Source organism: Streptomyces sp. SLBN-8D4 (assembly GCF_049739545.1).
GTDB classification, from domain to species: domain Bacteria; phylum Actinomycetota; class Actinomycetes; order Streptomycetales; family Streptomycetaceae; genus Streptomyces; species Streptomyces canus_C.
Genome location: NZ_JBMGQC010000001.1, coordinates 4271126 through 4295025 on the forward strand (window position 1 = coordinate 4271126; position 23900 = coordinate 4295025).

Sequence of the window (23900 nt, forward strand, 5' to 3'; positions counted from 1 at the left end):
GCCCCTCTTCCGTACCGCGTGTTACTCCCCGAGCAGCGCCCGGACCCGCTGCTGGCCGACGGCCAGCAGCAGCGTGGGCAGCCGGGGCCCGGTGTCCCGGGAGACCAGCAGCCGGTACAGCAGGGCGAAGAACGTCCGCTGGGCGGTCTTGATCTCGGCCGGCAGTTCCTTGGGCGTGGCGTCCGCGGAGAACCCGGCCTGCACCTTGGGCACGCCGTACACGAGGTGGGTGAGCCCGTCGAGCGACCAGTGCGAGGCGAGCCCGTCCAGGAGCAGCCGCAGCGACTGCTGGGAGGCCTCGTCGAGGGACTTCAGCAGTTCGGCGTCGGGTTCGTCCCGCACGATGGTCCGCTGGTCGGCGGGCACCTGGGTGTTGATCCAGGCCTCGGCCTTGTCGTACCGGGGCCGGGCCTCGTCCAGCGCCGACAGCGGGTTGTCGGGGTCGAGCTCGCTGAGGATCCGCAGCGCCTGGTCCTCGTGCCCGGCGGTGATGTCGGCGACGGAGGCGAGTGTCCGGTACGGCAGCACGCGCGCCGTACGCGGCAGCTCACCCGCGGCCGTCCCCACCGCACGCGAGTGGGCGGCGATGTCGCCCGGCAGCGCGGAGCCTCCCCCAGTGCCAATAGCCTGGGAGGTGCCCCCAGCGACCTTGGCGTCCAGCTTGTCCCACTCGTCGTAGAGCCGCTGGATCTCCTGGTCGAAGGCGATCTTGAAGGACTGGTTGGGCCGGCGGCGGGCGTAGAGCCACCGCAGGAGCTGCGGCTCCATGATCTTCAGGGCGTCGCCCGGCGTGGGCACCCCGCCCTTCGACGACGACATCTTCGCCATGCCGGAGATCCCGACGAACGCGTACATGGGCCCGATCGGCTGCTTTCCGCCGAAGATCCCGACGATCTGCCCGCCGACCTGGAACGACGACCCCGGGGACGAGTGGTCGACACCGCTGGGCTCGAAGACGACACCCTCGTAGGCCCAGCGCATCGGCCAGTCGACCTTCCAGACCAGCTTGCCGCGGTTGAACTCGTTCAGCCGGACGGTCTCGGAGAACCCGCAGGCGTTGCAGGTGTACGACAGCTCGGTCGTGGCGTCGTCGTAGGAGGTGACGGTGGTGAGGTCCTTCTCGCAGTTGCCGCAGTAGGGCTTGTACGGGAAGTACCCGGCGGAGCCGGAGGACCCGTCGTCCTCGGCGGCCGCGCCCGACCCTTCGGCGGCCTCGACCTCGGCCTCGTCGAGGGGCTTCTGCTGCTGCTTCCTCGCAGCGGCGGGAGCCTTCTTGGTCCGGTACTGGTCGAGGATCGCGTCGATGTCCCCGCGGTGCGCCATCGCGTGCAGGATCTGCTCGCGGTAGACGCCCGAGGTGTACTGCGCGGTCTGGCTGATCCCGTCGAACTCGACGCCGAGCTCGGCGAGCGCGTCGACCATGGCGGCCTTGAAGTGCTCGGCCCAGTTCGGGTGGGCGGACCCCTTCGGCGCGGGCACGGAGGTCAGCGGCTTGCCGATGTGCTCGGCCCACGACTCGTCGACGCCCGGGACGCCGGCCGGCACCTTCCGGTACCGGTCGTAGTCGTCCCAGGAGATGAGATGCCGCACCTGACGTCCCCGCCGCCGGATCTCGTCGGCGACGAGGTGCGGGGTCATGACCTCGCGCAGGTTCCCGAGGTGGATCGGTCCCGAGGGCGACAGCCCGGACGCGACGACGACCGGTTTGCCCGGGGCCCGACGCTCCGACTCCTCGATGACCTCATCCGCGAAACGGGAGACCCAGTCGGTGGTCTCAGCGCTCTGACCCACGATCGGCACGTCCTCTTTTACTGAAGTACTTGAGTACTGAAGGCTTGATGGACGCCCCATTCTCCCAGACCGCACCGCGCCGGAGAAAACCGCTTTACCCCCCATGGGATACTGACCGTGTCTATCTGATCCCCCGAGGAGAACGGCACCCTTCCCCATGGCCCCGGTCACGTCCCTCAGCGACTCCGTCAACCAGCAGCTCGGCTCCGCGATCTCCGCCACCCTGCCGGAGGCCTCCGCGGACCCACTGCTGCGACGCAGCGACCGGGCCGACTTCCAGGCGAACGGCATCCTGGCCCTCGCCAAGAAGGCCAAGGCGAACCCGCGGGACCTGGCCACGCAGGTGGTGTCGCAGATCGTCACCGGTGACGTGATCAAGGACGTCGAGGTCTCAGGGCCCGGCTTCCTGAACGTGACGATCACGGACCGGGCGATCACCGAGACCCTGGCCGCGCGTTACGAGGACGGCGACCGTCTCGGCGTACCGCTCAAGGACCAGCCCGGCACCACGGTGATCGACTACGCCCAGCCGAACGTGGCGAAGGAGATGCACGTCGGGCACCTGCGCTCCGCGGTGATCGGCGACGCCCTGCGCGGCATGCTCGACTTCACCGGTGAGAAGACGATCGGCCGGCACCACATCGGCGACTGGGGCACCCAGTTCGGCATGCTCATCCAGTACCTGATCGAGAACCCGGGCGAGCTGGCCCCCCCGGACGAGGTCGACGGCGAGCAGGCCATGTCGAACCTGAACCGGGTGTACAAGGCGTCCCGTGTGGTCTTCGACTCCGACGAGGAGTTCAAGGAGCGGGCGCGGAAGCGGGTCGTGGCCCTGCAGTCCGGCGACAAGGAGACCCTCGAACTCTGGCAGCAGTTCGTGGACGAGTCGAAGGTCTACTTCTACTCGGTCTTCGACAAGCTGGACATGGAGATCCGCGACGAGGAGATCGTCGGCGAGTCGGCGTACAACGAGGGCATGCCCGAGACCGCCCGTCTCCTGGAGGAGATGGGGGTGGCGGTCCGCTCCGAGGGCGCGCTGGTCGTCTTCTTCGACGAGATCCGCGGCAAGGACGACCAGCCGGTACCCCTGATCGTGCAGAAGGCGGACGGCGGGTTCGGCTACGCGGCCTCCGACCTGACGGCGATCCGCAACCGCGTCTCCGAGCTGCACGCGACGACACTGCTGTACGTCGTGGACGTGCGCCAGTCGCTCCACTTCAAGATGGTCTTCGAGGCCGCCCGCCGGGCCGGCTGGCTGTCCGACGACGTCACCGCGCACAACATGGGTTACGGCACGGTGCTCGGCGCGGACGGCAAGCCGTTCAAGACGCGTGAGGGCGAGACGGTCAAGCTGGAGGACCTGCTGGACGAGGCGGTCGAGCGGGCCACCGCGGTCGTGCGCGAGAAGGCCGAGAAGGTGGGCCTGACCGAGGAGGAGATCGTCGAGAACGGGCGGTACGTCGGGATCGGCGCCGTGAAGTACGCGGACCTGTCGACGTCGCCGAACCGTGACTACAAGTTCGACCTGGACCAGATGGTCTCGCTGAACGGCGACACGTCCGTGTACCTCCAGTACGCGTACGCGCGTATCCAGTCGATCCTGCGCAAGGCGGGCGAGAGCGCCACCCCGACCGCGCACCCGAAGCTCGAACTCGCCCCGGCGGAGCGGGCGTTGGGCCTTCACCTGGACGCGTTCGGCAACACGGTGTTCGAGTCGGCCGCGGAGTACGCACCGCACAAGCTGGCCGCGTACCTGTACCAGCTGGCGTCACACCTGACGACGTTCTACGACCAGTGCCCGGTCCTGAAGGCTGACACCCCGGAGCAGACGGAGAACCGTCTGTTCCTGGTCGACCTGACGGCCCGGACCCTGCACAAGGGCATGGCCCTCCTGGGGATCAGGACGCCCGAGCGTCTCTGAGCTAGGCGATGTGGTCCTCCTGGAGTTCCGCCGTGTGGCGGTTGATGAAGCGGAGGACCATGCGGTGGGCGGCATCCGGCGGGAGCCTGATGCCGTACGCCTCCTCCACCTCCTCGACGAGCTGGTCAGGGGCGGGGTACGTGCCGTCTATCAGTATCTTGAAGACCTTGTAGTAGTCCTCCTCGGACACCGGCGCAGTGATCGCCTCGATCTCCGCGTCGATGTACTCGGTGTGCCGTATGAGGCTCTCCAGCTCGCGCCTGACCGCCTCGACGGTGTGCTTGGCCCTGCGGGTCGCCGCGGCCGGCCTGCGTCTCGGCCTCGCCCATGCCGTGCTGTGGATGTGCGACCTTCACGGCGACCTCCCGCCGCATCCGCACGTCCTCGGCGGCCCAGACCTGCCCCATGCCACCGGAGCCCAACAGCCCGGTGATCCGAAACCGCCCGGCAACCACCTTGTTCAGCACGGATCCATTCCCCCGTCGGCGCCCCGTCCCGCAACTCCCCTACGAGTATGGTGCCTTCAGTACCCCGACGAGTCCCCCGAGCTCCCGTACGACCCACCCGCCGACCGCCGCAACCGCCGTACCTCCTCCTCCACGCTCGCCTTGACGCCGAAGGCCTCAAGCGACAGCGAGGTCTGCAGCCCCCGGGCCCCCTGCGCCAGCCGCTCCACCAGCCGGCCGCCCCCGCCCGGCGCCTCGCCGTTCTGCTTGAGGAACCGCCCGAGCGCCTTCACCGAGTCGGTCTTGTGCCCCCCGTCATGCGCGCCCTTGGCATGCTCGACGAGATACCGAGCAGCGTGTACGGCGAACACGTACCGCCAGATCAGCGCCTTGGCCGAGTCCCCCGGCAGCCCCTGAAGCTCGAACCGCCGGATCTCCTCCCCCGCGGCCTCGTCAGGGGTGACGAGAACCTTCCCGCCCCGGTGCCCACCCTCGCCGTCGGACATCAGCTGCATGCAGATGGCGCTCTTCCCGGACCCCTTGCGCCCGATGATCAGCATCTTGCGGCCGCTGAGCGCACCCCGGTACGCGGCGTTCGGCAGGAAACCGCCGCGCAGCAACAGCCCCTCGGTCACGTCCCGTTCGGCGTCCTCACGCCCGAAGTGCAACTGCGCGAGCACCGGCTGGTCAGCCATCCCGTCCCCCTACGTCGTACTGATCCCCACGGTATCGGGACCCACCGACAACAGGGCTATACCAACGCGAACTCGCACCACACCGCCTTGCCCAACTCCCTTTCCCGCACTCCCCACTTGTCGCTCAGCGCGGACACCAGCAACAACCCCCGCCCGCCCTCGTCCCCGTCATGCACGACATGCGGCACCCCGGGTCCGCTGTCGTGCACCTCGACGACCAGCGCGTGCACCTCGTGGCGCAGGAACAGCCTCAACTGGCGTCCCGGCGGCACCCCGTGCAGCAGCGCGTTCGTCACCAGTTCGCTCACGCAGAGCAGCACGTCGTCCGCCCGGAGGGTCTCCGCGAGCCCCCAACCGGTCAGGGTCTCGGCCGTGAAGCGCCTCGCGGCCTGCGCGGACCTGCGGTCACGGCGGAAGAACCGCTCGCGCAGGAGCGGTGGTCGGGTCGTCTCGTTCACGGGACGAGAGTTGCGGAGAGTGACTACCGTGGATCACTCGGTGAACCCGTACAGATTTTTTGTACGGGCTCGTACCCGGTGACGTACTCGTCCGGAGGGGGATGGAGACCTTCATGAGCGCCAGGAAGCCGCCGCGGCCGAAGAACCTCACGTCCATGAAGATGCTGGGCAAGCAACTCGGCACCGCGCGCCGCGCCGCGGGCCACACCCAGACCGCCCTCGCCGACCTCGTCCGCGTCGACGAGGAGACCATCGCGTCGATCGAGCAGGGCAGACGGACGCTGAAACCGGACCTGGCCGCGGTGCTGGACGAAGTACTGGAGACGAAGGGGATGTTGGCGGCGGGCGTGGCCAACCTGCCGGACATCGACCAGTTCCCGATGTGGGCCGAGCTGTACATGGAGCATGAGCGGGAGGCCATCTCCCTCTCCTGGTACGACAACGCGGTCCTTCCCGGCCTGCTCCAGACCGACCTCTACGTCCGAGCCGTACTCCGCAACCGGGTCCCCGCGTACGACGAGGACGAGATCGAGACGCGCACGGCGGCCCGCCTGGAACGCCAGGAGATCCTGCACCGCAGGAATCCGCCGACGCTGAGCTTCATCGTGTGGGAGCCGGTGCTGCACATGAGGATCAGCGGAGGGGAACAGCTGCACCATCTTCGGGCGGTCGCTGAACTGCCGTGTGTCTCCCTGCAGTTCTTGCCGCTGGACAGCCCCTGTCACGCGGGGCTGGACGGACCCTTCACGCTCCTCGAAACACCGGACCACCAGCACCTCGCGTACACCGAGTCGCAACGCGGCAGCCAGTGGGTTTCCGACGCGGATGAGGTATCCAAGCTGGCACGCAAATATGCGATGCTGCGGACACAGGCCCTGACCACACAGGACTCCAGGGATCTGCTCGACCGCCTGCTAGGAGAGCAATGAGCGCCGAAGCACTTCACTGGTTCAAGTCGACGTACAGCGGCAGTGAAGGCGGCCAGTGCGTCGAGGTGGCCTCCTGCGCCCACACCATCCACATCCGCGACTCCAAGAACCCCGAGCCCACCCTCCGGGTAACGCCGGCCACCTGGACCGCCTTCACCACCACCCTCAAGCAGTGACCGCCATTGTCAGTGGCTCCCCCTACAGTCACTGACATGGCGACTCTTCCCAACCCGCTGCCCGCCCTGGCGGCAGACCCGAGCGGACGTTCCCTCGGGCTCGGACTCCCGCTCGGGAGACTGATCGACGCGACCGAAGACGGTCCGTGGCACGAGCCGTTGCTGTGGCATGCCGAGTACGCGGCGTCGTCCGGCGCCTGGACCGCACTGGGCGCCCCGGCCGCGCGAACCGGTCTGCTGCCGGTGCTGATAGAGGTCGGCGATACGCAAGGCGGACCGGACGAGTGGGAGTTGATGCCCGGGGAGATGTCGTACCCCGGGGACCACGACCCCGAGGAACTGCTCGCGGAGTACTGGGCGTGCGCGATCGAGGACCCCGACGACCTCGACGAGACGATCGCCCCCTACGACGAGACCTGGCCCGGCCCGGCCCCGGCCCCCGAGTCACTTCCCGCCGACCCCGACACCCGTGCCGCCGAGACCGCCGACGCGCTCCTCGACGAGGGGTCTTGGTTCAAGGAGCCCCGTCTCGCCCTGGTCCCGGCCCGCCGCAGCGCGGACATCCCGGCGGCGATCGGCTGGACGGGCCCGCTGAACTACGAGAACGACGTGGCCCGTCTCTGCGCCATCCTCCGCTCCTGGGAGGACCGCTTCGGTATACGCGTCGTCGCGCTCACCTTCGACCAGCTGATCCTGTCCGTCGCCGCCCCGCCCACGACGAGGGAGGAGGCGGAGGCCGTCGCCGCCGAGCACTTCGCGTTCTGCCCGGACAACATCACCCAGGGGCACCACGAGACCCTGTCCGAGTACGCCGAACACGCGGTGCTGGGCCGACGCGTCTGGTCCTTCTGGTGGGACTGACCGGTCCCGGGAAGCACCCGAGACGGGCAGGGCAAACCGGAGGTCTCCCCTGAGCAAATTCCCTTTCAAGTCACACTGTCTCATTTCCGCTCACGGAATCCGCCGCTAAACTCCCTTCTCGTTCGCGGTCCTTGGCAGGGGGAGGGCGCTCAGCATGCCGGACGGCTTCTCCGTGGACCTCGGCGCACTGCGCAAGGCCGCCTCTGGGATCAGCACCACGCTGGACGCGATGGCCACCAAGAAGGTGAGCGACATCGACGCTCCCAGAGGCGACTTCGGGCACGACGAACTGGCCTCCGCGATCGTCGACTTCACCGACCGGTGGAACATCGGCGTCTCGCACCTGGCCTCCGACGGCGCCGAGGTCTCCGACCGGCTGAACCGCTGCGTCAAGAACTACGAGGCGGCCGAGGACCACATCCAGCTCTCCGCCGAGGGCGTGCTCCGGTCGTCGTCCGGAACAGACCCGGGGGCGTCCTGATGGCTCAGCTCGGCGAGACGTCGGATCCTCGCGAGCTCGTCCCCGGCTCACCGGACTCCCTGACCACGACCGCGCAGTCCCTGCTCGCCTACGGCGATGTCCTCATCGAGGCCGGCGAAGGACTGGCGAAGGTCGACACCGAGGACGGCTGGCGGGGCCCTGCCGGCGACGCCTTCCGGAACCGCTTCCACGGCCAGCCCGCCCGATGGACCGAGGCGGGCAGCGAGTTCCACACCGCCGCGAACGCCCTGTACGACTACCTGCACACCCTGCGCGCGGCCCAGCAGCGCGCGGCCGAGGCCATATCGCAGTACGCGCGCGGCGAGACGGCCACCACGAACGCCAAGAACGCCCATGACCGGCAGGTCAGCGAGGCGCGCGGCAGAGGGGACAACACCGAGATCCCCTTCGACGATCCCGGTGAGGCGGACCGTGCCGCCGCCCGTGCGGCTCTCGACACCGCTCGCGGCAACGTGGAGACCGCCGGACACACCGCGGCCGCGCTGGTGAGGAAGGCCACCGAGTCCGCCCCGGAGCGCCCGGGATTCTGGTCCAAGGTCGGCGACTTCCTCGGCGACGTGGGAGACGATCTGGTGGACGGCGGCAAGACGGTCGTCAACGACCTCGCCTCCTTCGGCAACGCCATGGTCCAGCACCCCGGCGACAGCGCGGCGATGCTCGGCGGCATGCTCCTGGCCGGCGTCAGCGCCGGCGGCGAAGGTCTCGGCGTCGCCCTGGACGCCACCGGGGTCGGTGCCATCGCCGGCGTACCCCTCAACGTCGTGTCCGCCGCCGGTATCACCGCGGGCGTCGGGCTGGCGGGCGCCGGCGCCGTGGACCTCGCCCAGCACGCCACGAGCGACTCCCAGGTCGAACCCCTCCGTATGAACAGCGAGGGCTCGGGCACCGGTGGCTCCTCACAGCAACCGGCGTCCGATCTGATCAAGAACGGCCAGCAGTACAAGGGCACCGGCGGCCGTGGGGGGAACAACCTGCCGGTGGAGAACGGCCCGAAGGACGGCACCCTCTACAAGACGGACCCGCAGACCGGAAAGGTCACCAACTACACGACGTACGACTCCGAGGGCCGTGCGGTGAAGCGGGTGGACCTGGAGGGCCGTCCACACGGCGGGGTGGACACCCCGCACGTCGTAGAGTACGAGCGCAACACCAACCCGAAAACCGGCCAGGTCTTCGTGCGGCCGTCGAACGAAGTACGCGCCGCGTTCCCCTGGGAGATCCCGTGACCAGCAGCAAGCCGTCGTGGTCCGACCGGAAGCTGCCGGCGTTCTTCACCCGGTGGCGTACGGACTGGAAGGACGAGGGACTCACCCCGGCCAACTACCTCGACTTCGAGGGCGGCCTGCGGTTCGTTCTGGCCGCGGCCTGGCTGTTCAACCCGGAAACGGTCGAGTACCGCGGTGGTGTGTTCCTCAAGAGCCGGTTCGGTCAGGAGAACGTCGACGACTGGTTCACAAAGCTGGGCGACGACAGGGAACGTGTCGAAGCAGTCACCAACCAGGTCAAGTTGTGGGACACGTTCGTCAACACACCCCTGACGGACGATGACCAGCTCGGCGAGGAACTGCCCCAACTCGCCCTGGCGCTGGGGGAATGCTGGCAGGGCGTCCTGTCCGCCCGGTACCCCGACCTGGAGGTCACCGTCGAGGTGAGCGACGAGGAGGACGGCTCCTACGGTCCGACCGTGACCTTCTGGACCTCCCCGTCCGGCACGCCCTTCGGCTAGGGCGTTTCGTTCAGGGCCCAGTTCGGCGGGTTTTTCCCATTTTGCAGGCATAAGCGATGGTGTTCGGGGATCCTGTTGAGGTACTTCTGACAACCACCGTAAGGAGACCCCGAGTGCGCCGCCCGACCCGGAAAGCGTTCGCCGCCCTCATCGCCGCAGCCAGCCTCGCCCTCCCCCTCCTCACCCCCACACCCGCCTCGGCTGCCACCACCACCAGCCGCTTCGCGAACTACCGCTACGGTGACTGCCTGCGCGAGAACTCCGAAACCGGACTCAAGGGCGACCGCTGCACCACCGGACGCGGCAGCCTCCTGTGGCAGTGGAACGGCCGCCTCAACACCAGCACCACTCTCAAGAACAACTTCTGGGGCCGTTGCCTCGACAGCAATGACCGGGGCGACGTCTACCCCTTGCGCTGTAACGGCGGCTCATACCAGAAGTGGCGCACCGTCCAGCCCGCCGCCCGCAGCGCCATCATGCTCCAAAGCGTCGGCACGGGCCGCTGCCTCTACCAGCAGGACGACGGCTACTACCGCACTGCCCGCTGCGACCGAGGCGCCCAGAACCAGCGCTTCACCATCGGCTGAGTCACTGGCGCCTACCCCGACAGCCCCTCCCCCAGCCTCCGCAGCCCCTCCCCGATCTCCTGAGGCGTCTGCGTCACGAAGCAGAGCCGCAGGGTCGAGCGGTCGGGCTCACCGGCGTAGAAGGGCGCGCCGGGGACGTAGGCCACATCCCGCGCCACGACCTGCGGCAGCAGCGCGGTGGTGTCGTACGACGACGGGAGCCGTGCCCACAGGAACATGCCGCCCTCGGGACGCGTCCAGGTCGACCCCTCGGGCAGGGCCTCGGCCAGCCCCGCGAGCATGGCGTCCCGTCGCCCCCCGTAGACCCCCGCGACACGCCGGACATGCGCGTCGAGGTCCCGGTCGGCCAGGTACCGTGCCGCGGCGAGCTGGTTGACGGTCGGGGTGTGCAGGTCGGCGGCCTGCTTGGCGACCGCGCAGGCCCGCCGCAGCTCACCGGGCGCCCGCAGCCAGCCCAGCCGCAGTCCGGGGGCCATGACCTTGGAGAAGGAGCCGAGCAGCACGACCCGGTCGCGGACCTCCTCGTGGGCGGCGATCCACGGCACCCGCTCACCCTCGAAGCGGAGTTCGCCGTACGGGTCGTCCTCGACGATCCACAGCCCGCGCCGCGCGGCCACGGACGCGACCGCGGCCCGGCGCCCCGCGGACATGGTCCGCCCGGTCGGGTTCTGGAAGGTGGGCACGGTGTAGAGCAGCTTGGGCCGCTCCCGCACGACGAGTTCCTCCAGCGCCACGGGATCGGGCCCCTCGTCGTCCCCCGGCACGGCAACCACCCGGGCGCCCGCGAACCCGAAGGCCTGGAGAGCGGCCAGATAGCAGGGGCTCTCGACGAGGACCGTGTCCCCGGGCTCGATCAGCGCGGTGGCGAGCAGCGACAACGCCTGCTGCGAGCCGGTGGTGACGAGGACGTCGTCGGCGTCGGTGGCGAGCCCGCGTACCGACATCCGCTCCGCCAGGGCGGCCCGCAGCACGGGCTCGCCCTCGGTGGTCGAGTACTGAAGGGCCCGCTCGGGCACCTCCGCCAGCACCGCCCGGTAGGCCTCCGCGATCCCCTCGGCGTCGAACAGTTCGGGCGCCGGCAGCCCGCCCGCGAAGTTGATGACCTCGGGGCGGGCGGTGACGGCGAGGATGTCCCGTACCGGCGACCCACCGACCACCCGGGCCCGGGCGGCGAGCGGCGGCGCGGAAGCGAACGTGGGCACCGTCATGACACGGCTCCTTCGACTGCGGACTGCTACGGCTGGTCAGCGCAGCCTAAGGAACTGAGTGCCACCTACAAGCACCTTTCCGCGATACGGACGCCGGTCACCCGGAACACCCGCTCACGCCTTCGTGCCGGTCGCCCCGTAGACGTTGATGTCGTCGTCGGTGACGTCGTTGATGTCGCGGTAGCGGATCTTCTCGATGTCGTCGAGGGACGCGAAGTCCTCCGCGTCGATGGCGGGCGGCGCCGGCGCGGGCCCGGGGTGCCACAGATGCGCGGGCACCACACCGGGCTCGTCCAGGGAGACGCCCGGCACCTCGGTGAAGAACCGCTCCACCTCCGCCTTGGACCGGAACACGAAGGTGAACCCGCGCTCGGTGTAGGTGCGCTGGACCGCGCGGGCGGGCTCGGGATGCATCTCGTCGGTCAGATGGCTGAGCACGATCCGGCTCCCCGCGGGCAGGGACGCCACGAGCTCCCGCACGATCGGATAGGCCTCGTCGTCCTCGACGAAGTGCAGGATGGCGACCAGGCACAGCGCGATCGGCTGGTCGAAGTCCAGGGTCTTCGCGGCCTGTTCGAGGATCTGCGCGGGGTTCTTGAAGTCGGCGTCGATGTAGTCCGTACGCCCCTCGGGTCCGCTCGTGAGCAACGCGCGGGCGTGCGCCAGCACCACCGGGTCGTTGTCCACGTACACGACCCGGGCGTCGGGCCGGGTCCGCTGGGCGATCTGGTGGACGTTCTCCGCGGTGGGCAGCCCGGTGCCGATGTCGAGGAACTGCCGGATGCCGTCCCGCCCGGTCAGCCGGTCGACGGCCCGGCGCATGAAGTCGCGGTTGTGGCGTACGTCGAGGTAGCCGCGGGGGTTGGCGGCGAGCGCGGCGGCGGCCGCCTCGCGGTCGGCGGGGTAGTTGTCCTTGCCGCCGAGGAAGACGTCGTAGACGCGGGCCGGATGCGCCTTGGTGGTGTCGATCCTCTTGGCCAGTTCGGCCGGGTCCTGGCTCAGCGCGTCACCGGACATGGCGTCTCCCCTGTGAATGTGTCGGTCCTTCGACGGACAACCACCGCGATGGTCAAGAACCTAACTCCCCGGGCGACTTGATGGTGCCCGGTGCCCGAATCGCCCCGTCCCGCATCCCGCGGGAGGGACTCGGGAAGGCACATCCGCGCAGGTCAACGCGGCCCCTGGGACGAGGCCGTCCCGAATCCCCCGCCAGGGCTGGCGATCGCGCCCGCTCCCCCGCAGCCTGATCCCATGCCCAGCCGACCCCACACCCCCCGCCTGCTCACCGCACTCGCCCTCGCCCTTCTCTCCCTCACCACCCTCACGGGCTGCAAGGACGGCCAGGGCGTACGCGACGAGGGCCCGGCCGCGGACAAGGCGGCCGCGGTGAGCCCCGCGGAAAACCAGAAGGCCGCCCGGAACTGACCGGGCGGCCTCGAAGCGGAGCTACGGCATCACACGTGCGCGGGGGCCAGCTTCGGGTTGGGGCCGTACTTGTTGTCGCCCGGCTCGCTGTCCAGCACCGAGAAGACGAACAGGGTGATGCCGCCGACGATCGGCACGAGGCCGAACAGGATCCACCAGCCGCTGCGGCCCGTGTCGTGCAGGCGGCGCGCGGTGACGGCCAGGCCGGGCAGCAGGAAGGCGAGGTAGGGGATCGCCACGAGCCACGACTGCTTGGTGACGGCGCCGAGGATGGCGAACACGACGTAGATGATCCCGGCGAACAGCGCGAACATCCAGTATTCCTTGCGGCGCGCACGCCCGCTGAAGACCGCGTACTTCTTGAGAACTTCGATGAACCAGCTCATGGTGGTGTCCCCCCAGAGATCGCCGTTCGGAACCGTTCCGAATGGATCAGGCCAGGCGCAGAAGATATGGAGGATGTCGGGAACTCGTCAATTCGACGGATGTAAGCGGTTCATCAAGTCGCGCACCTGCCAGACCCCGACAAATCCACCTCCCTCAGGGCGCGGATTCCGGACAGACCGCCAGAAGATCACCACGTGAAGCAGGGGGCGTTGTCCGGACGTTGGCCGGAACGAGCTCAGCCCGTATCCGGACCGAGCTCGAACCGTTGCCGTGACACGCCGTCCCAGCGGCTTCGTCAGCGGAGCTTCTGCGCCACCTCGGTGGCCCAGTAGGTGAGGATGTTCTGCGCCCCGGCCCGCTTGATTCCGGTCAGAGTCTCCAGGATCGCCCGGTCCCGGTCGATCCAGCCCTTCTCGGCGGCGGCCTCGATCATCGAGTACTCACCGGAGATCTGGTAGGCGGCGACCGGCACGTCCACGGCGTCGGCGACCCGGGCGAGGACGTCGAGGTAGGGCCCGGCCGGCTTGACCATCACCATGTCGGCGCCCTCCTCCAGATCGAGGGCGAGCTCCCGCAGCGACTCCCGCACGTTCGCCGGGTCCTGCTGGTACGTCTTGCGGTCACCCTGCAAGGAGGAGGCGACGGCCTCGCGGAACGGCCCGTAGAACGCGGAGGCGTACTTGGCCGTGTACGCCAGGATGGCCACGTCCTCCCGCCCGATCTGGTCGAGCGCGTCCCGGATGACCCCGACCTGCCCGTCCATCATCCCGCTGGGCCCCACGACATGGGCGCCCGCGTCGGCCTGCACCTGGGCCATCTCGGCGTACCGCTCCAGGGTCGCGTCGTTGTCGACGCGCCCCTGGTCGTCCAGCACCCCGCAGTGGCCGTGGTCGACGGTCTCGTCGAGACACAGGTCGGACATCACGAGCAGGTCGTCCCCGACCTCGGCCCGCACGTCCCGGATGGCCACCTGCAGAATCCCGTCGGGATTGGTCCCCGGCGTCCCGACAGCGTCCTTCTTCGACTCCTCCGGCACCCCGAAGAGCATGATCCCGGACACCCCGGCCGCCACGGCCTCCGCGGCCGCCTTCTTCAGACTGTCCCGGGTGTGCTGCACGACCCCGGGCATCGCCGAGATCGGCACCGGCTCGCTCGCCCCTTCCAGCACGAACGCCGGAAGGATGAAGTCAGCGGGGTGCAGCCGGGTCTCGGCGACCATGCGCCGCATGACGGGGTTGGTCCGCAGCCGCCGGGGCCGCGTGCCGGGAAAGGATCCGTACGTCGACATGGCACCTACGCTACGCCCGCCCCGGGCGCACCTTTGCCGACGTTCTGTCGCCGGCCGGGCCCGGGGACGGGCGGCGGTCGCCCCGGGGACCGGCCGCCGGGAAAGCACTGAACCGCCCGTCATCCCCATGGAGCAGGGAATCCGGACGGTCCAGGGCGGAACCCGAATCAGGTGGTACGACGACGCCTGGCCCCCGGCCGCCGCTCACTGGGCCGCGTCACGGGATCCCCCGCTTCCAGCGCGGCGGCACGCCGCCGCAGCCCGAAGTCGGCCAGCGCCTCGGCCAGCTTGTGCACGGACGGCTCGGGAGCCATCACGTCCACCCGCAGCCCGTGCTCCTCGGCGGTCTTCGCCGTGGCCGGACCGATGCAGGCGATCACCGTCACGTTGTGCGGCTTCCCGGCGATGCCCACCAGGTTCCGCACGGTGGACGACGACGTGAAGAGCACGGCGTCGAACCCGCCACCCTTGATCGCCTCCCGGGTCTCCGCGGGCGGCGGCGAGGCACGCACGGTCCGGTAGGCGGTGACGTCGTCGACCTCCCACCCGAGCTCGATGAGCCCCGCCACCAGCGTCTCGGTGGCGATGTCGGCCCGCGGCAGGAAGACCCGGTCGATCGGGTCGAAGACGGGGTCGTACGGCGGCCAGTCCTCAAGGAGACCCGCGGCCGACTGCTCACCGCTCGGCACCAGATCGGGCTTCACACCGAAGGCGATCAGCGCATTGGCCGTCTGCTCGCCCACCGCGGCGACCTTGATCCCCGCGAAGGCCCGGGCGTCGAGCCCGTACTCCTCGAACTTCTCCCGGACGGCCTTGACGGCGTTGACCGAGGTGAAGGCGATCCACTCGTAGCGCCCGGTCACGAGGCCCTTGACCGCCCGCTCCATCTGCTGGGGCGTTCTCGGCGGCTCGACCGCGATCGTCGGCACCTCGTGCGGCACGGCCCCGTAGGACCTGAGCTGGTCGGAGAGCGAGGCGGCCTGCTCCTTCGTGCGCGGCACGAGAACCTTCCAGCCGAACAGCGGCTTGTTCTCGAACCACGACAGCTGGTCGCGCTGCGCGGCGGCCGAGCGCTCACCGACCACGGCTATCACCGGCCGCCCGCCCTCGGGCGAGGGCAGCACCTTGGCCTGCTTGAGCGTCTGGGCGATGGTGCCCAGGGTGGCCGTCCAGGTCCGCTGGCGCGTGGTCGTACCGGCGACCGTCACGGTCATCGGGGTGTCGGGCTTGCGCCCGGCCGCGACCAGCTCGCCGGCGGCGGCGCCCACGGAGTCCAGGGTGGTTGACACGACCACGGTCCCGTCCGACACCCCCACCTCCGTCCAGCACCGGTCGGAGGCCGTGCGCGCGTCCACGAACCGCACGTCCGCGCCCTGCGCGTCCCGCAGCGGAACACCGGCGTACGCGGGCACGCCGACGGCCGCGGCCACACCGGGCACGACCTCGAAGGGCACGCCCGCGCGGACGCAGGCCAGCATCTCCTCGGCGGCGTACGCGTCGAGCCCGGGGTCCCCGGACACGGCACGCACGACCCGCCTGCCGCCCCGCGCGGCCTCCATGACAAGATGTGCCGCATCCCGTACAGCGGGGACAGGAGCGGTTGTTGACGTGCCGTCAACGACTGTCAGTTGGGGCGCGCCCGTGCCCGGAACCGGAGCCGAAGGCGACTCCGTGTCCGTGTTCACGACAGCGACGCCCGACCGAGCGTGGACGCGTACGACGTCGAGCACTTCGTGCCCGGCGACGAGGACGTCCGCGTTCGTGAGCGCCTCCACGGCGCGCAGAGTCAGCAGTCCCGGATCTCCGGGTCCGGCACCCAGGAAGGTGACGTGCCCGTGTTCAGGACCGGCGGGAAGAGTGGTGGGGCTCACTGTGCTCGCTCCCCCATCAGACCGGCCGCGCCCTGGGCGAGCATCTCGGCCGCGAGTTCACGGCCGAGCGCCATTGCCTGGTCGTGCGTCTCGGGCACGGGACCGGTGGTGGACAACTGCACCATGCGCGAGCCGTCGGTGGTGCCGACGACGCCCCGCAGGCGCATTTCCTTGACAATCTGCCCGTCGGCCAGCAGGTCGGCCAGCGCGCCCACAGGGGCGGAGCAGCCGGCCTCCAGGGCGGCGAGCAGTGACCGCTCGGCGGTCACGGCGACCCGCGTGAGCGGGTCGTCGAGCTCGCCGAGCGCTGCGATCAGGTCCGCGTTGTCCGCGGTGCACTCGATCGCGAGTGCTCCCTGGCCGGGAGCGGGCAAAACCATGTCGACCGAGAGGAAATCGGTCACTTCGTCGATCCGGCCGATGCGCTGCAGCCCAGCGGCTGCCAGCACCACCGCATCCATCTCACCATCGCGCACGAACCCCACCCGGGTGTCGATGTTCCCCCGGATCGCAACCGTCTCGATATCAAGCCCGTGCGCGCGGGCGTACGCGTTCAGCTGCGCGGTACGCCGGGGCGAACCGGTACCGACGCGGGCACCCGGGGGCAGATCGGTGAACTTCAGGGCGTCCCGGGCGACGATGACGTCCCGCGGGTCCTCACGCTCGGGGAGCGCGGCCAGCACCAGCTCGTCCGGCTGCCCGGTCGGCAGGTCCTTCAGCGAGTGCACCGCGAAGTCGACCTCGCCCTTGAGCAGGGCCTCGCGCAGCGCGGTCACAAAGACACCGGTGCCGCCGATCTGCGCGAGCGCCTCCTTGGACACATCGCCGTACGTGGTGATCTCCACGAGCTCGACGGGCCGCCCGGTCACCTGGCTCACGGCTTCCGCCACCCGCCCGGACTGGGCCATGGCGAGTTTGCTCCGCCTGGTCCCGAGCCGTAGCGCCTTGGTACTCATGACGAGCCTCGGTCTTTCTCATCGGTAGTGCTGTCCTCGGCGCGGGAGACGGCGGCCACCGTCTCGGGGTCGAGGTCGAACAAGGTCCGCAGCGCGTCCGCGTACCCGGCACCGCCGGGCTCGGCCGCGAGCTGCTTGACCCGTACGGTCGGCGCGTGCAGCAGCTTGTCGACCACGCGCCGCACGGTCTGCGTGATCTCATTGCGCTGCTTGTCGTCGAGGCCGGGCAGCCGCCCGTCGAGCCGGGCGATCTCACCGGCGACGACGTCGGCGGCCATGGTCCGCAGCGCGACCACGGTCGGCGTGATGTGCGCGGCCCGCAGCGCCGCCCCGAAGGCCGCGACCTCGTCGGCGACGATACGGCGGACCTGGTCGACGTCGGCCGCCATGGGAGCGTCCGCCGAGGCCTCGGCGAGCGACTCGATGTCGACGAGCCGCACGCCGCCCAGCCGGTGCACGGCGGGGTCGATGTCCCGGGGCATGGCGAGGTCGAGCAGGAAGAGCGAGGGGGTCGGCCGCGGGATCTCGGCGACGGGCTCGGGCCTGCGCCGCTCGGGAACCCGCCCGATGGCGGCGGCGGTGGCGGCGAGCGCGGCGATGGCGTCGGCCTCCTGCACGGGATCGACGACAGCCACGGATCCCTGCGGCCTGGGCGCGTTGTCCACCCAGGCGGCGTGCTGCTCCAGCTCGGAGGCGGCCATCCCGGCGACGGCGGCTTCCCCGAGCACGGAGAACCCGGCGGTGGCGGGCATGGGAGGCAGGTCCAGAGGACAGTTCTCCTCCGTCCCGTGGTCCGCGGGCAGTCGTGCCGCTCCCGATCCGAAGCGGGACGGCGCCTCGCCGGTGCCGGGCTGCGCGTCCAACCCCCGCCCGGCGGCAACGGCCTCAGCGGTCAGGACAAGCCCCGTGGCCCCCGTACAGGACACCACGACATCGGCACGTGTCAGCTCGTCCGACACCGAGTCCATCGGTACCGCACGGGCCGCCACGTCCCCGGCGTCATTGAGTATCTGCGCGAGCCGCTCAGCCCGCTCCGCGGTCCGGTTGGCGATCACGACCTCGGAAACACCCGCCCGCGCAAGCGTCGCCGCGGCCAGCGAGGACATGGACCCGGCCCCGATGACCAGCGCCTTCTTGGCGAGCGCCCAGTCCTGCACCGCCGTACCGGACGCCAGCTGCTCCAGCCCGAAGGTGACCAGCGACTGTCCCGCCCGGTCGATCCCGGTCTCGGAGTGCGCCCGCTTCCCGACCCGCAGCGCCTGCTGGAACAGGTCGTTCAGCAGCCGCCCGGCGGTGTGCAGCTCCTGCGCCCGGGCCAGGGAGTCCTTGATCTGTCCGAGGATCTGCCCCTCCCCGACGACCATGGAGTCGAGCCCGCAGGCCACCGAGAACAGGTGATGGACGGCCCGGTCCTCGTAGTGCACGTAGAGATAGGGGGTGAGCTCGTCCAGGCCCACCCCGCTGTGCTGGGCGAGCAGCGTGGACAGCTCGGCCACCCCGGCGTGGAACTTGTCCACGTCGGCGTACAGCTCGATGCGGTTGCAGGTCGCGAGCACCGCGGCCTCAGCGGCCGGTTCCGCGGCGACGGTGTCCTGGAGCAACTTCATCTGCGCATCGGCATGCAGTGCCGCCCGCTCCAGCACGCTGACCGGCGCGCTGCGGTGACTCAGCCCGACGACGAGGAGACTCATGCCGGCATCACGGCGGGTACGTCCCCGTCGGGCCCTTTGTCGGCGGAGGCGGCGTCACGGCTCGCGGCGACCGGACCGGCGCCGTCGGACGCGGCGGCGGCCTCCTCACCGGCCTTGCGCTGCTCGTGGAAGGCGAGGATCTGCAGCTCGATGGAGAGGTCGACCTTGCGCACGTCGACGCCGTCCGGCACGGACAGCACGGTCGGCGCGAAGTTCAGGATGGAGGTGACCCCGGCGGCCACGAGCCGGTCGCAGACCGGCTGGGCGGCACCGGCGGGGGTCGCGATGACCCCGATGGACACGCCGTTGTCCTCGATGATCTTTTCCAGCTCGTCCGAGTGCTGCACCGGAATGCCCGCGACCGGCTTGCCCGCCATCGCCGGATCGGCGTCGATCAGCGCCGCGACCCGGAAGCCACGGGACGCGAAGCCGCCGTAGTTGGCGAGGGCCGCGCCGAGATTGCCGATACCGACGATCACAACCGGCCAGTCCTGGGTCAGGCCGAGCTCGCGGGAGATCTGGTAGACGAGATACTCGACGTCGTAGCCGACACCGCGCGTTCCGTAAGAACCCAGGTAGGAGAAGTCCTTGCGCAGCTTCGCGGAGTTGACCCCCGCGGCGGCGGCGAGTTCCTCGGAGGACACCGTGGGTACCGAGCGCTCGGACAGTGCCGTCAGGGCTCGTAGGTACAGCGGAAGCCTGGCGACGGTGGCCTCGGGAATCCCTCGGCTACGGGTCGCCGGTCGGTGAGTTCGGCCAGTTGCCACGGTGCTCCTGCGGGTAGAGCGGGGCTGTAGGCGGTCACACGTCCCCGGACCGCCCCGTCGAAAGCAGGCTATGTCTTTGTGAACGCGTGCACAAAGATGGTGTCCGATTTGCCCGGCCAACGTGACCGGGGTCACGCGTGTCTCTCTCGGAGGCAAAACCGCACACTTCCCTCATCAATCCCGCCCCCGAGGCCACTTCGCCATCGATCCTAAGCGACCGACCGGACCAGTTGGACTAGTCGGTCAGGGCCTTGCGGAGGCGCTCCTCGTCCACCCGCCAGAAAGTGTGCTGTTCACCGTCGACGAGCACGACGGGGATCTGCTCCCAGTACTGGTCGTGGAGTTGAGGATCCCGGTCGATGTCCTTGTACTCCCAGGGAACCCCGAGATCTCCACACACCTTCTCGATCACCACCTGTGCGTCATCACACAGATGACAACCCGGCTTGCGGATCAGCGTGACGAGCCGGTCCCCGGGGACCCTGGCCTGCTTTCGGCGGAAGAGGGGAGTCATGTCAGCCATTCTCCCGCGCGTCGCCGCCGGCCGTGGCCCCCTGTTTAACGGCACAGTCTTGGAGTGTTCACACCCTTCAAACCTCTCGACTCCGGAACCACCGAACAGACTGGCTATGCTCACGCCATGGCCGCTCTCGGATGGCTCACTCCCCGTAGGCGCTCCGCCACGGCGCGAAGCGTGTTGGCAGGCGAGGCCTCGGCGGAGGCTGCGCGCAAGTCCTCCCAGGAGGTCGAGGAGACCGCCGGTACGGAACCGGAGTCACAGTTCCCGGTCCTGGGCGACATCCAGGCCGCCGCCTTCTTCGACCTGGACAACACCGTGATGCAGGGCGCGTCCCTCTTCCACTTCGGCCGCGGCCTGTACAAGCGGAAGTTCTTCGAGACCCGCGACCTCGCCCGCTTCGCCTGGCAGCAGGCCTGGTTCCGGCTCGCCGGCTCCGAGGACCCGGAGCACATGCAGGAAGCCCGCGACTCGGCCCTGTCCATCGTGAAGGGCCACCGCGTCGCCGAACTCCAGTCGATCGGCGAGGAGATCTACGACGAGTACATGGCCGAGCGCATCTGGCCGGGCACCCGCGCGCTGGCACAGGCGCACCTGGACGCCGGCCAGAAGGTGTGGCTGGTCACGGCGGCCCCGGTGGAGATCGCCCAGGTGATCGCCCGCCGCCTCGGTCTCACCGGCGCGCTCGGCACGGTGGCGGAGTCCGTGGACGGCGTCTACACGGGAAAGCTCGTCGGTGAGCCCCTGCACGGCCCCGCGAAGGCGGAGGCGGTCCGGGCCCTGGCCGCGGCGGAGGGGCTCGACCTGTCGCGCTGCGCGGCGTACAGCGACAGCCACAACGACATCCCGATGCTCTCGCTGGTGGGTCACCCCTACGCGATCAACCCGGACACCAAGCTCCGCAAGCACGCCCGCCGACTGGACTGGCGCCTGCGCGACTACCGCACGGGCCGCAAGGCGGCGAAGGTCGGCATCCCGGCGGCCGCGGGCGTGGGAGCGGTGGCGGGCGGCACGGCGGCGGCGATCGCCCTGCACAAGCGCCGCCGGTAACCAGGCAAACACACCAATCCCCGGGTTTTGTACGCGTAACCCCGTGTGCAGGCACATTGGCTGCACACGGCCACAACACGCCCCGTTCCCTGACAGAACGCGACGTTTTCGATCAACAACCGGTCACTCTGTGGTACTTGAAGGGCCTTCAATCGGTTACGGAAGCGACGTAATCGATGAATAGAGCAACTGGGTGTAGCAGTGCCTGCACTAAGCGTTATTCTCCTCAGACGCAATCCGGTACCTCTCCGTCGCTACGACGGGTGAACGGTCCCGCACTGCACGTGATGGAAGCTCTGCCTCTGGGAGTCCCGTGTACCCACACGTCGGGGTTGACGCCTCGGGCCTGGCTACGCTGCGCGCAACGGTCCTCGACCTGTTGCGCGGCTTCGTCCCCACCGCGTACGCCGTCCCCGCCCTCGCCGTAGCCGCGGCACCGATCGGCCCGTGCTACGCACTGGCCGACGGTTCCGCGGCCGTCGGCAGACGAGGGCGTTCGACCGGTGCCGCACCGGCCCGCCGTCCCGCCGCGGACAGCGACAGCGCCCGCATGATGGACCTGGTCGAACGCGCCCAGGCCGGCGAGGCCGACGCTTTCGGCCGCCTGTACGACCAGTACAGCGACACGGTGTACCGGTACATCTACTACCGGGTAGGAGGTAAGGCCACCGCCGAGGACCTGACGAGCGAGACGTTCCTGCGTGCGCTCAGAAGGATCGGCACCTTCACATGGCAGGGCCGCGACTTCGGCGCCTGGCTCGTCACCATCGCGCGCAACCTCGTCGCCGACCACTTCAAGTCGAGCCGGTTCCGGCTGGAGGTCACCACCGGCGAGATGCTCGACGCCAACGAGGTCGAGCGCTCGCCCGAGGACTCCGTCCTGGAGTCCCTCTCCAACGCCGCGCTGCTGGACGCCGTCCGCCGGCTCAACCCCCAGCAGCAGGAGTGCGTGACCCTCCGTTTCCTCCAGGGCCTCTCCGTCGCCGAGACCGCCCGGGTGATGGGCAAGAACGAGGGCGCCATCAAGACCCTGCAGTACCGGGCCGTCCGCACCCTGGCCCGGCTCCTCCCGGAAGACGCCCGCTGAGAGCGCACGCCCCGTAATCATCAACTCGCTCTCGGTGAAAGTCCGTTGACTCCCCGATCCGATCATCCGCAGTCCGTAACCCAAGTGCCACGCCGCTCGTTGTGCGGGATGCAGGCTCCCTGTGGTCACTCCCTGGCCGACTCCGATCACCCGATCGGGTACTTGTGCTCAGGGTGTGCAACCCTCAGGACCCCCTGGGGAGTCGACCGTCATGACGAGAGGAGGTGCCGCCAGTGATCGCGAACGTATCGGCGCACCGGCGGGCGAACGCCTTCGCCCAGGCCCTGGAGGAGCAGTCCGACCGGGAACCGGCGGCCGAGCAGTCCGAAGGACCAGCTCCGGCCGCCGCGGAACACCCCGATCCGGGCCGTCTGTTGGCCCTCGCGGAGTGTCTCGGCGAGCTGCCCAGGCCTGAGCTGGACCCCGAGGTCAAGGTCGTCCAGCGAGCCCAGCTGGTGGCCGCGATGGAGGCCATGCTGCTGGAGGGCGACGGGGCGGAACCCGCGGTCCCCGATCAGCGCTCCCATCGGGCCAAAGGCACCCACCGGGCGAGTCCGCTCGGGAAACTGCGTCCGCGTTCCCGGTTCACCAAGGGCCTGGCCGCGGGCGGTCTGAGCGTCGGCGTCGCCGCCGGAGCCTTCGGCGGAGTGGCCGCGGCCAGCTCCGACGCCCTGCCCGGGGACTCGCTGTACGGCCTCAAGCGCGGCATCGAGGACTTCAAGCTCAACCACCTGTCCGACGGGGACGACGAGCGCGGTGTCACCTACCTCGACCAGGCCTCCACCCGGCTGAACGAGGCCCGCCGCCTGATGGAGCGCGGCCGGGGCGGTCACCTCGACCACGAGTCCGTGGGCGAGATCCGCCGCGCCCTGTCCGGCATGCAGCACGACGCCTCCGAGGGCCACCGGCTGCTGCACGAGGCGTACGAGCGCGACCCGAACTCCCTGGGCCCCATTCAGGCCCTGGCCGGCTTCTCGCGCTCGCACCGCGAGGCCTGGGGGGCGCTGCGAGACCGGCTGCCCGTCCAGCTCGGCGATGTCAGCGACCAGGTGTCCGAGGTCTTCGACGCCATAGACGAAGAAGTCGCGCCGCTCCAGTCCCTGCTCCCCGAACCTCCGGCCCGTGGCGGCGGCCCGGGACAGCGGCAGGGCTCCGGGCCGACCTCGAACACCTCGACCGGCTCGGGGCGCTCCACGGCCCCGGGTGGTGCCGGCGACTCCTCGGAGCACACCGGCGGCAGCAGCCCGAGCAAGTCGACCCCGTCCGGCGGCCAGGACGACGGCCTGCTCGGTGGCAACACCGGCGGCCTCCTCGACCCCCCGAAGGACACGGGCACCGCCACCCCGACGTCCCCGGCCCCCTCGGCCGACCCGGACGTCACCCTCCCGCCCCTTCTCCCGGGCCTCCTGCCCGGCCTGGGCATCAACGGCGAGGACGCGAACTAGCTCTTCCGGTACGACGGTGGGGGCGCCCTTCGCAGGAAGGGCGCCCCCACCGTCGTACCGGATCAGTACGTCAGAGGAGCACCGACCGCCGCTGCACCAGCAACTCGGCCCCTCCT

General features: G+C 69.9%; 25 protein-coding genes. 12 read left to right on the top strand and 13 right to left on the bottom strand.

What is annotated here, in order from left to right:
* Positions 1–21: 21 nt before the first annotated feature.
* Complete coding sequence (gene lysS, locus RKD20_RS19160) at positions 22–1800, bottom strand: lysine--tRNA ligase (RefSeq protein ID WP_424878778.1); 1779 nt, start codon at positions 1798–1800, stop codon at positions 22–24.
* Between the two features lie 148 nt (positions 1801–1948).
* Here lysS and argS point away from each other — a divergent pair, with 148 nt between their 5' ends.
* A complete protein-coding gene (gene argS, locus RKD20_RS19165; RefSeq protein ID WP_424878779.1) occupies positions 1949–3712 on the top strand; it encodes an arginine--tRNA ligase in 1764 nt (587 codons plus the stop codon).
* 1 nt (position 3713) lies between these two features.
* Here argS and RKD20_RS19170 read toward each other — a convergent pair whose 3' ends face one another.
* The 3 genes from RKD20_RS19170 to RKD20_RS19180 form a co-directional block, all read right to left on the bottom strand.
* Positions 3714–3902: a hypothetical protein gene (locus RKD20_RS19170; RefSeq protein WP_424878780.1), complete on the bottom strand. Its 189-nt coding sequence runs from the start codon at positions 3900–3902 to the stop codon at positions 3714–3716.
* Between the two features lie 333 nt (positions 3903–4235).
* Positions 4236–4853 carry a P-loop ATPase, Sll1717 family gene (locus RKD20_RS19175; RefSeq protein ID WP_424878781.1) on the bottom strand — a complete coding sequence of 206 codons (618 nt, stop codon included), beginning with the start codon at positions 4851–4853 and terminating at the stop codon, positions 4236–4238.
* Positions 4854–4909: 56 nt separating this feature from the next.
* On the bottom strand, positions 4910–5311 hold the full coding sequence (locus RKD20_RS19180) for an ATP-binding protein (RefSeq protein ID WP_424878782.1): 402 nt from the start codon (positions 5309–5311) through the stop codon (positions 4910–4912).
* Positions 5312–5424: 113 nt separating this feature from the next.
* On the opposite strand from RKD20_RS19180, the gene RKD20_RS19185 reads away from it, so the two are divergent.
* From RKD20_RS19185 to RKD20_RS19215, 7 genes are all read left to right on the top strand, one after another.
* Positions 5425–6240, top strand: a complete 816-nt coding sequence (locus RKD20_RS19185; RefSeq protein ID WP_424878783.1) for a helix-turn-helix domain-containing protein — start codon at positions 5425–5427, stop codon at positions 6238–6240.
* Positions 6237–6416 carry a DUF397 domain-containing protein gene (locus RKD20_RS19190; protein ID WP_424878784.1) on the top strand — a complete coding sequence of 60 codons (180 nt, stop codon included), beginning with the start codon at positions 6237–6239 and terminating at the stop codon, positions 6414–6416. The genes RKD20_RS19185 and RKD20_RS19190 overlap by 4 nt, the downstream gene beginning before the upstream one ends.
* A 36-nt stretch (positions 6417–6452) precedes the next feature.
* Complete coding sequence (locus RKD20_RS19195; RefSeq protein WP_424878785.1) at positions 6453–7277, top strand: DUF4253 domain-containing protein; 825 nt, start codon at positions 6453–6455, stop codon at positions 7275–7277.
* Between the two features lie 154 nt (positions 7278–7431).
* Positions 7432–7758 (top strand): hypothetical protein, encoded by a 327-nt coding sequence (locus RKD20_RS19200; RefSeq protein ID WP_424878786.1) that lies wholly within the window; start codon positions 7432–7434, stop codon positions 7756–7758.
* Positions 7758–9005 (top strand): putative T7SS-secreted protein, encoded by a 1248-nt coding sequence (locus tag RKD20_RS19205; protein ID WP_424878787.1) that lies wholly within the window; start codon positions 7758–7760, stop codon positions 9003–9005. The genes RKD20_RS19200 and RKD20_RS19205 overlap by 1 nt, the downstream gene beginning before the upstream one ends.
* Complete coding sequence (locus RKD20_RS19210; RefSeq protein ID WP_424878788.1) at positions 9002–9505, top strand: hypothetical protein; 504 nt, start codon at positions 9002–9004, stop codon at positions 9503–9505. Before RKD20_RS19205 ends, RKD20_RS19210 begins: the two co-directional genes overlap by 4 nt.
* Before the next feature lie 113 nt (positions 9506–9618).
* The gene (locus tag RKD20_RS19215; RefSeq protein WP_424878789.1) at positions 9619–10092 is read left to right on the top strand and encodes an RICIN domain-containing protein; all 474 of its coding nucleotides are present in this window, start codon (positions 9619–9621) and stop codon (positions 10090–10092) included.
* Positions 10093–10103: 11 nt separating this feature from the next.
* Here the strand turns inward: RKD20_RS19215 and RKD20_RS19220 are convergent, their stop codons facing one another.
* Both RKD20_RS19220 and RKD20_RS19225 read right to left on the bottom strand, forming a co-directional pair.
* On the bottom strand, positions 10104–11300 hold the full coding sequence (locus RKD20_RS19220; RefSeq protein ID WP_424878790.1) for a PLP-dependent aminotransferase family protein: 1197 nt from the start codon (positions 11298–11300) through the stop codon (positions 10104–10106).
* A gap of 114 nt (positions 11301–11414) precedes the next feature.
* Positions 11415–12317 (bottom strand): SAM-dependent methyltransferase, encoded by a 903-nt coding sequence (locus RKD20_RS19225; RefSeq protein ID WP_424878791.1) that lies wholly within the window; start codon positions 12315–12317, stop codon positions 11415–11417.
* Positions 12318–12551: 234 nt separating this feature from the next.
* Here RKD20_RS19225 and RKD20_RS19230 point away from each other — a divergent pair, with 234 nt between their 5' ends.
* The gene (locus RKD20_RS19230) at positions 12552–12725 is read left to right on the top strand and encodes a hypothetical protein (protein WP_424878792.1); all 174 of its coding nucleotides are present in this window, start codon (positions 12552–12554) and stop codon (positions 12723–12725) included.
* Positions 12726–12754: 29 nt separating this feature from the next.
* Here the strand turns inward: RKD20_RS19230 and RKD20_RS19235 are convergent, their stop codons facing one another.
* The 7 genes from RKD20_RS19235 to RKD20_RS19265 all read right to left on the bottom strand — a co-directional run bounded on the left by RKD20_RS19235 (position 12755) and on the right by RKD20_RS19265 (position 20208).
* Entirely contained in the window at positions 12755–13111 is a 357-nt protein-coding gene (locus tag RKD20_RS19235; protein WP_020120721.1) for a DUF805 domain-containing protein, read from the bottom strand.
* A 296-nt stretch (positions 13112–13407) separates the two neighbouring features.
* Positions 13408–14400 (bottom strand): porphobilinogen synthase, encoded by a 993-nt coding sequence (gene hemB / locus RKD20_RS19240; protein WP_424878793.1) that lies wholly within the window; start codon positions 14398–14400, stop codon positions 13408–13410.
* A gap of 167 nt (positions 14401–14567) precedes the next feature.
* A complete protein-coding gene (locus tag RKD20_RS19245) occupies positions 14568–16271 on the bottom strand; it encodes a uroporphyrinogen-III synthase (protein ID WP_424878794.1) in 1704 nt (567 codons plus the stop codon).
* Positions 16268–17227 carry a hydroxymethylbilane synthase gene (gene hemC / locus RKD20_RS19250; protein WP_424878795.1) on the bottom strand — a complete coding sequence of 320 codons (960 nt, stop codon included), beginning with the start codon at positions 17225–17227 and terminating at the stop codon, positions 16268–16270. The genes RKD20_RS19245 and hemC overlap by 4 nt, the downstream gene beginning before the upstream one ends.
* A complete protein-coding gene (locus RKD20_RS19255; RefSeq protein ID WP_424878796.1) occupies positions 17224–18918 on the bottom strand; it encodes a glutamyl-tRNA reductase in 1695 nt (564 codons plus the stop codon). The genes hemC and RKD20_RS19255 overlap by 4 nt, the downstream gene beginning before the upstream one ends.
* Complete coding sequence (locus RKD20_RS19260) at positions 18915–19685, bottom strand: redox-sensing transcriptional repressor Rex (protein WP_424878797.1); 771 nt, start codon at positions 19683–19685, stop codon at positions 18915–18917. The genes RKD20_RS19255 and RKD20_RS19260 overlap by 4 nt, the downstream gene beginning before the upstream one ends.
* A 235-nt stretch (positions 19686–19920) precedes the next feature.
* Entirely contained in the window at positions 19921–20208 is a 288-nt protein-coding gene (locus tag RKD20_RS19265; RefSeq protein WP_424878798.1) for a glutaredoxin family protein, read from the bottom strand.
* 117 nt (positions 20209–20325) lie between these two features.
* Between RKD20_RS19265 and RKD20_RS19270 the strand changes: the two genes are divergently transcribed.
* The 3 genes from RKD20_RS19270 (at position 20326) to RKD20_RS19280 (ending at position 23784) form a co-directional block, all read left to right on the top strand.
* Complete coding sequence (locus tag RKD20_RS19270) at positions 20326–21252, top strand: HAD family hydrolase (protein WP_424878799.1); 927 nt, start codon at positions 20326–20328, stop codon at positions 21250–21252.
* A 313-nt stretch (positions 21253–21565) separates the two neighbouring features.
* Entirely contained in the window at positions 21566–22339 is a 774-nt protein-coding gene (locus tag RKD20_RS19275) for an ECF subfamily RNA polymerase sigma factor, BldN family (protein ID WP_359422635.1), read from the top strand.
* Between the two features lie 233 nt (positions 22340–22572).
* Positions 22573–23784 (top strand): DUF5667 domain-containing protein, encoded by a 1212-nt coding sequence (locus RKD20_RS19280; protein WP_424878800.1) that lies wholly within the window; start codon positions 22573–22575, stop codon positions 23782–23784.
* Positions 23785–23900: the final 116 nt, after the last annotated feature.